This window comes from Candidatus Methanodesulfokora washburnensis (assembly GCF_003947435.1).
Taxonomy (GTDB): domain Archaea; phylum Korarchaeota; class Korarchaeia; order Korarchaeales; family Korarchaeaceae; genus Methanodesulfokora; species Methanodesulfokora washburnensis.
The window spans coordinates 1-6561 of record NZ_RCOS01000142.1; the positions used below are offsets into that span (position 1 = coordinate 1).

At 39.4% G+C, this 6561-nt stretch carries 11 protein-coding genes; 1 reads left to right on the forward strand and 10 read right to left on the reverse strand.

Annotated features, from left to right (window positions below):
- Positions 1-110: 110 nt before the first annotated feature.
- From D6D85_RS12270 to D6D85_RS12295, 7 genes are read right to left on the reverse strand one after another with little or no spacing between them, the layout of a single operon-like run.
- The gene (locus tag D6D85_RS12270) at positions 111-854 is read right to left on the reverse strand and encodes an adenylyltransferase/cytidyltransferase family protein (RefSeq protein WP_125672333.1); all 744 of its coding nucleotides are present in this window, start codon (positions 852-854) and stop codon (positions 111-113) included.
- The gene (locus tag D6D85_RS16470) at positions 855-1007 is read right to left on the reverse strand and encodes a hypothetical protein (protein WP_161969861.1); all 153 of its coding nucleotides are present in this window, start codon (positions 1005-1007) and stop codon (positions 855-857) included.
- Positions 1008-1340, reverse strand: coding sequence for a hypothetical protein (locus D6D85_RS12275; RefSeq protein WP_125672334.1), 333 nt, complete (start codon positions 1338-1340; stop codon positions 1008-1010).
- Positions 1341-1652 carry a hypothetical protein gene (locus D6D85_RS12280; protein ID WP_125672335.1) on the reverse strand — a complete coding sequence of 104 codons (312 nt, stop codon included), beginning with the start codon at positions 1650-1652 and terminating at the stop codon, positions 1341-1343. It abuts the gene before it with no gap.
- On the reverse strand, positions 1653-3005 hold the full coding sequence (locus D6D85_RS12285) for a hypothetical protein (RefSeq protein WP_125672336.1): 1353 nt from the start codon (positions 3003-3005) through the stop codon (positions 1653-1655).
- Position 3006: 1 nt separating this feature from the next.
- Positions 3007-3276 carry a hypothetical protein gene (locus tag D6D85_RS12290; RefSeq protein ID WP_125672337.1) on the reverse strand — a complete coding sequence of 90 codons (270 nt, stop codon included), beginning with the start codon at positions 3274-3276 and terminating at the stop codon, positions 3007-3009.
- Between the two features lie 4 nt (positions 3277-3280).
- On the reverse strand, positions 3281-3625 hold the full coding sequence (locus D6D85_RS12295) for a hypothetical protein (protein WP_125672338.1): 345 nt from the start codon (positions 3623-3625) through the stop codon (positions 3281-3283).
- Positions 3626-3782: 157 nt separating this feature from the next.
- Between D6D85_RS12295 and D6D85_RS12300 the strand changes: the two genes are divergently transcribed.
- The gene (locus D6D85_RS12300; protein WP_125672339.1) at positions 3783-4235 is read left to right on the forward strand and encodes a hypothetical protein; all 453 of its coding nucleotides are present in this window, start codon (positions 3783-3785) and stop codon (positions 4233-4235) included.
- 26 nt (positions 4236-4261) lie between these two features.
- Here the strand turns inward: D6D85_RS12300 and D6D85_RS12305 are convergent, their stop codons facing one another.
- From D6D85_RS12305 to D6D85_RS12315, 3 genes are read right to left on the reverse strand one after another with little or no spacing between them, the layout of a single operon-like run.
- The gene (locus D6D85_RS12305) at positions 4262-4810 is read right to left on the reverse strand and encodes a hypothetical protein (RefSeq protein WP_125672340.1); all 549 of its coding nucleotides are present in this window, start codon (positions 4808-4810) and stop codon (positions 4262-4264) included.
- A gap of 12 nt (positions 4811-4822) precedes the next feature.
- On the reverse strand, positions 4823-5167 hold the full coding sequence (locus tag D6D85_RS12310) for a hypothetical protein (protein ID WP_125672341.1): 345 nt from the start codon (positions 5165-5167) through the stop codon (positions 4823-4825).
- A complete protein-coding gene (locus tag D6D85_RS12315) occupies positions 5164-6489 on the reverse strand; it encodes a hypothetical protein (RefSeq protein ID WP_125672342.1) in 1326 nt (441 codons plus the stop codon). Before D6D85_RS12315 ends, D6D85_RS12310 begins: the two co-directional genes overlap by 4 nt.
- Positions 6490-6561 lie beyond the last annotated feature (72 nt).

The following is a 6561-nucleotide window of genomic DNA, read 5'->3' on the forward strand; positions in this document are numbered from 1 at the left end:
ATTGCATCGCCGCATCCCAAGTTAAGCGTCATCGTTACCACCTTTACTGCTGATAGAACCTAGCATCTAACACACAAAAACCATGCTCTAAGCCACTTTTTAAAAAAATGTTATATACGACCATAGTCATCCACCACCCTAACTACATCATCAAGATGCCCGTTTGATACCTCAATCAGCATTAGATCCGTTTTTGCCTCTATTCTGTGATGCTCGTAAGGTCTTATTCTAATTGAGAACATACGAGAGATGCTATATGCCTTATCGTTCAGGATAAGAAAGCCTTCACCATCAAGACATGTTATGACCTCATCCCTTTGCTTGTGATAATGTAAAGACGTTCTCTGTCCTCTCCTTATGAAAATCCTCTTTACTAATTCATTTGAGGAGTTTGAGAGAATATCTTCATAGCCCCAAGGTTTCTCTATTCTTGTCTGATACTCATTCTTAACTCTGTTTAAGAGCCAGCTACTGTGAACTCTGATTTCACCTGTATCAACATACATCAGTCTAATGTTATATTTTTCGCATATCTGGGCTTCTGCCTTAGGTAGAGTATCTAATGTCCTATCACCAGATTTAGCGAATATATCGGGCTTCACTAGAGCAAGAGTTTGGGCTACTGACATATCCGTATCTATTTGCTTTACAACCTCATCCACGTATCTTATGCTTTCTAGGATCTCTTTTCTTTGTTCAAATGGCATGAATACGAATCCTCTCTTTTTCATGAGCCATTCATCAGTATTTAATATCACTACTAGCCTATCTCCTAGCTTCTTAGCTTCTCTAAACAATTTGATATGATCCGCATGAAGGGGATCGAATCCGCCTGAGACAGCAACAGTTACCATCTACTTCTCACCTTCTCTCATCCATTTCCTAACTTTTTCAGCTAACCATAAAATAAAAGATAAAATGGCATAAATGGGAAAGAAAATTATGAAATCAACTATTATATGAATGATGAGCTTTATTGATTCCCATATTTCCCTCCAGAATCCCATCTAAACACCTTTTCTGTATATTACCACTTTTATATCAGCTATACCAGAGGGATCAATGTTGTTTATGTTCAAAAGATCCTTTACTCTATCTAAAAAAGATGAAATATCAGAGACATGGAATACTGAGGGATTTCCCTTTATGTTCAGCTGTTGTAATGCCGATATTACCTCAGGATCTTCAGCATTCCCAAAAAACCATCTATGCATCCTCTTCTCATCTGAAGAATAATGGCAGAGATATACATATTTGTATGAGTGTTTCTCAGTCTGCACAGTATGTATGAAGAACTTCTCAGGCTCTTTTCCGCACTTTGGACACTTGATCTGAAGCATCTATATTCCCTCATTTGATTTGAGGAGAAACAAAAACTGCTTGAGATTGAATCTATTGACAACAACAAAGTGAGCATGATATGTTTTTGCTATTTCCTCCCATCTCTGCTTTTCCTTCTGTGATAAATCTCTATGCAATTTGCACTCAATCCAGTAAACGTTTCCCTTTGGTGAGAATGCGATTAGATCCACTTTAAAAGATCCTGTGGATCTGAAGACAAAGAATCCCATCTCTTCAAGCTTCTTTCTTACTTCTCTCTCAAATAAATAACCTCTGAATCTCGGAGATGTCTTATACTGCCTTTGTTCCATTTACTCTACCTTTCCCTGCTCTTTAGACAGTTGGATAAAGCTGAAGGTCTGAGGAGACTTTATGATCAGAAATCCTTTCTTTGGAATATTGCCAAACCATAATACTATCGGATACTGGTTATCTATCTTGATGCTGAGATCTCCTTTTGCATCACCAGAATACTGATTATCCTGTATTGTTCCACTCTCAGATCCTTTTCCTTCTCCTAGTAGCTGTAGATTTCTGAGGTCTATGGTCATGGGTATCTCTATGTCCTTATTAGTCGTTAATTTCAGTCTGAGAATAGCTTGAACAACGCATGGCTGGTTTGATACAACGTTTGTTGTGTATTCTCCGCTGTATTTCTGTCCTGGTGGTGGTGGAGGCTGTGGAGGTTGCGGAGGCTGAGGTGGAGATGGAGGCTGACCACTTATATGAACACAGAGAGGATGATTCTTATCACATGCCCCAGAAACTGGTTTCTTATCATCAATTTTCAGAGTTCCCTCCCATCCAAAGGTTTCATCCGCACTAACGGATATGCATATATCAGCCTCTTTATCCTTTGGCAGGTAGATTGTTCTTTTTACATAAAACTTGAACCATCCAGTTTCAACATGCTCAGGAACTCCATTCACTTTTATGTAGAAATACCTCATGTAGGGATCTTTGCTGGATTCAGCAGATGCTTCTACTAGATGAGGCTCAGTAGGTGGTGGTGGAGGAATATTACCAACAGCCCAGTTTGGATCACCAAAGAACGGTCTATTATCGGCATCATAGTTGAGCAAACGAGCAGTCTCTGGATCTTTGTCTTTCCAGTATTCAGCATGCTGTTTGTATTTTGCTATCATAGCATCGTAAGCCTCCTTTGCGGTCTTTCCCTGCATCAGCTGTCTGTCAAACTCGAAGTTTGCATCTATGAAGTAGGTTACTGGATCTTGCCATTTCTTTCCCGTTTTGTTAGTTACTATCCAGTATTCTGTTACCTCTCCACATCCGCATCCCAAGCCATAATTGTTCACAAGATCTGGTAATCCTCCTTTTCCATACAAGCATGTGCATTTATTGAAGTATTTCCCTCTCAGCAAAATGTTGTTTGGATTACCGCAACTAAAATCAGGTATCATGTTCTGGACTGTGGTTTCACAGTCAGAGCCATGCCCTACCGATAATCCAGAAACGCCTATCGCAGAGGGATCTCTGAGAGCATCATATACCTTTTCTGGAATACAATCATTTCCCTTTAAAGCAACATACTCAAATCCCTCATATTTCTCATCTAGGAACTGCTCTGCTACAGCAGTCCAGCATGCAGTAGCAGGATCTGAGTTAGTAAGCTCCACTACTATCTTGAAGTTTGGTTTAGACATGTCATACACCTGCTAGAAGCCTCAACAGAGCCATAGCGAAGTCCTTATCCTTCTGCAACAGTTTGGGAATATCTCTTCTCTTTACTGAGACAACACGGGCTTTGGTAATGAGGGCTATTTCCCAGTCCTTTTTATCATCTGGTAGCTCATCAACATATTGCTGATACTTCTCTGCCAGCTGTTTGAATATATCCTCTCCTATAGGCATAGCACCCGACAAAACATTTCTAGCAAAATCACACAGCTCGTTATATCTCTCTTGAAATGTCATCAGATCACCCTTTCACAGCCTCAGATGACTGAGCGGTATTAGTCCCTAACACAGAGATTAAAATGTTCACCACAGCCATAACAACCTCTCCAGGCCACGTGTAAACTAAACCAAATGCGAGAAAGCCAAAGACTGCTAGCACTATAACTAGTTTAGTTTTCCACATCTGATCGAACTTCTTCTCTCCAGTAAGCTCATATACTAGCTTCTCATTGTATATATGCGTCAAAGAGAGGAATAGAACGTTTGTTATTAGCAATGGAGGTGAGAACTGAGGGGCATAGACAGCTGATAGTATGCTCAACACAGCTATAATTACGAACAACCACTTCAACACTTTCTCTATCATATAACAACCACCTCCCTTATGCAAAAAAGAATGAGAGAAATATATAAGATTTATGCCTAGTTCTAAACAAATATAAGCATGATGCTATATAGACTATATAGTTCATTTAGGAAAGGTTTATATACTCACGACTGGATAATGTATAGGGGGCATACGTATGAGAGGTAGAAAAGTCCCCGTTAAATGGACAACTATAAGAGTTCCTGCTGAGGTTAGAGATGCGATAAAGTTCACAGCGAAGAGAATGCACTTTCCCATGTGGCAGATAGTCTATCAGGCAGTTAGCTACTACAGAACAGCCTACCTATCACACTTTGAGAAGAATGCTACTGATATAGGAAAGGTAGCATGGTATATATATAAGATTTCAGCATCGATAGGATCTTTCAGAGAGAAACCAACAAAGGAGAATGGTGAGCTGTTACAGAAAACAGCAATGCAATTAGCAGAGAGAATGGACATAAACATAGATCTGTTAAAGACAGCTGCCGTAAAATACTACCACCAGCAGACAGAGGAGAATAGGATACTGCTAAACGATGCTGGTAAAGACATAGTAGCACAATTACTAGCTAAACTTGATATAATAGAGAAGAAATCTCAGCAGTAACTCTTATTCCCTTTCTTTTTCTTTTTTTAAACGATGAACTGAGAATATAACCTGTATTCTATAATAAGAGTTTCACCAGCATCCACAGCTATGTAATCTCTATCGCTGAATTCACACAGATATGTTCTATCAAGAAGTATGCATTTCCCCGATATAGGATCTTTGAAATACAAGCCTACTTCATATATTAAAGCTGAAGATGAGAAGGGAAAGGATGCTTTTATTGTTACATAACCTTCTTGTTCAAATGGCTCTGCTGTAGCCTTAGCCCTAGCTATCTCGTGGTAAAGGATGTATTGATCCCTAGATGAATACTGCTTTGCATCTCCAATAGCTATGAGACAACCAGAATCACCATTAGCTGTGGAGTTGAACAAGTTGTCTATCTTTGAGTCTTTCACAGTTAGGGTTACAGTTGAGCCATCCTCAGCCTTAACCTGAACCTCCTCCTTTCCACCTTTTGCTGTATAGTTTAAGAGAGCAGCGAAAATTCTAGCAAACCACCACGTCCCAGTATCCTCTTTTTTTATCACTTCTTCTTTTCCATCCTTTCTCTTTATTCTGATAACTAGCATTGAGACACCAAGTTAGGTATAGTAAAAGGGAACTTCTGTGATCATATACTTAACTACATGCTTCATTGCCTTATCCTTTATTATCTCTTTCTCTATTAAATCAATGGCTTTGAACGAGAGCTGTTCAGCCTCCTCCTTTTTCAAGACACCAGCATGTTGTAGAACTGTGGATATGTGAAAGCCTATATCAGCCAAAAGAAAGGCTAGGACAGCAGATTCAGCCTCTTCATCCTTATATCCCTTCTTCAGCATCCCTTTTCTTATGATCTCCGACTGTTTTTTCAGTAATAACGGAAAACCTCCTCTCATGTAGAGAAAAGCAAAATAAACTCTCTTCAGGAATAAAGGCACTTTCATGCTTTCTCCCTCAGCTTTCTCCTTAGCTCTGCTCTCTTCAATATAAAGTTTATCTCCTCATCTGTCAGTCCATAATCCTTGAGAGAGTTAAGCTCGTTTGTTAGATACGTCTTATCGATCTTTCCTGCTGCATATACCGTTACAAGCTCTGATATATAGCTTTTTACCTCATCTGAAACTGGCTTCACCTTCAGATACTTATCCCAATACGTCCTAACATCGGAGGGTATGTTCTCATTCTCATATACCTTATCCTTGAGCTTTGAGGCATCTGGGACATACTCAGTTAGTGTAGTGAGGGTCTGCACAGTTGGAAGCTTTACTTTCACCTTCTTTCTCTTCTTTCTCATCTCAGCAAGCTTCTCATAGTATTTAATCTCCTCATCCGTGAATCCAAAGTCTTTTAGACTCTGCAGGAATGTATCCAGATCTCCTTTCGATATTTCACCGTTTGCATAGTCTGTTATATACTCAGATAGAAGTTTCTTTATCTCATCCATCACAGGTTTCACTTGTATATACTTTTTCCAGTATGGTCTTTCATCCTTAGGAACTCCATGAAGATCAAATACTTTATCAAGTAGCTTTATAGCCTCTGGGACATACTCAGTTAGTGTAGCCAAAGTCTGTATTGTTGGGACATATCCCTTTGCTTTCGATTCTATTAAAGCCTGAGCTGTCTCCTTATCTATACCTATCTTAGCAAACTCTGATATTGCATCAGCTTCTGATATTTCTCCTCTTTGTAGCTTTATTATTATCTCATCCTGTTTGCTCTGTCTCCTGTAAACATCTCTGAAGAACTTAGCTGTCTCCTCAAAGAAGCTTATCTCAGCATCCGTTAATTTGAGGTTCTTCTTTATTGACTCTAGGAATTTCTTTATCTCTTCATCGGACATCTTTCCCTGTGCAAACCTGTTCCACATTTGGTAGAGAGACCACCTTAACCAGTATCTCAGCCTCCTCAATGTAGCTCTGGTGTTCTGGAATGCAGCTATTGACTTAAGAATAGGCTCAAGCGTCTCATCGAACTCGTATTTGTATCCCTTCTCCAGACCTAAGGCTGTAGCTATTGGGGACATTACATTGAACACCTTCTCAGCAGACTCTTTCAAATACTTTACATAGTTATCTGGTGAATCGTAATTCTCAGCTATCAAAGATAGTATTAAACGCTCTAAAGTTCTGAAGTATGTATTGCTTCTGTCATATAGTGTTCTTAATTCAAGAAGCTTTTGCTCTGCTGGTAGGAATCTAACTGGAACATCAAACGATGAGAACTCAAATACCTTCTTTGCCTCATTCCAGACTGGAGCATCCATTTTTACTTTGAACATTCTCTCCGATCTTTAAGACAGAGTTTCAGACTTGAGGGGATTGGGCGAAAACGCTGT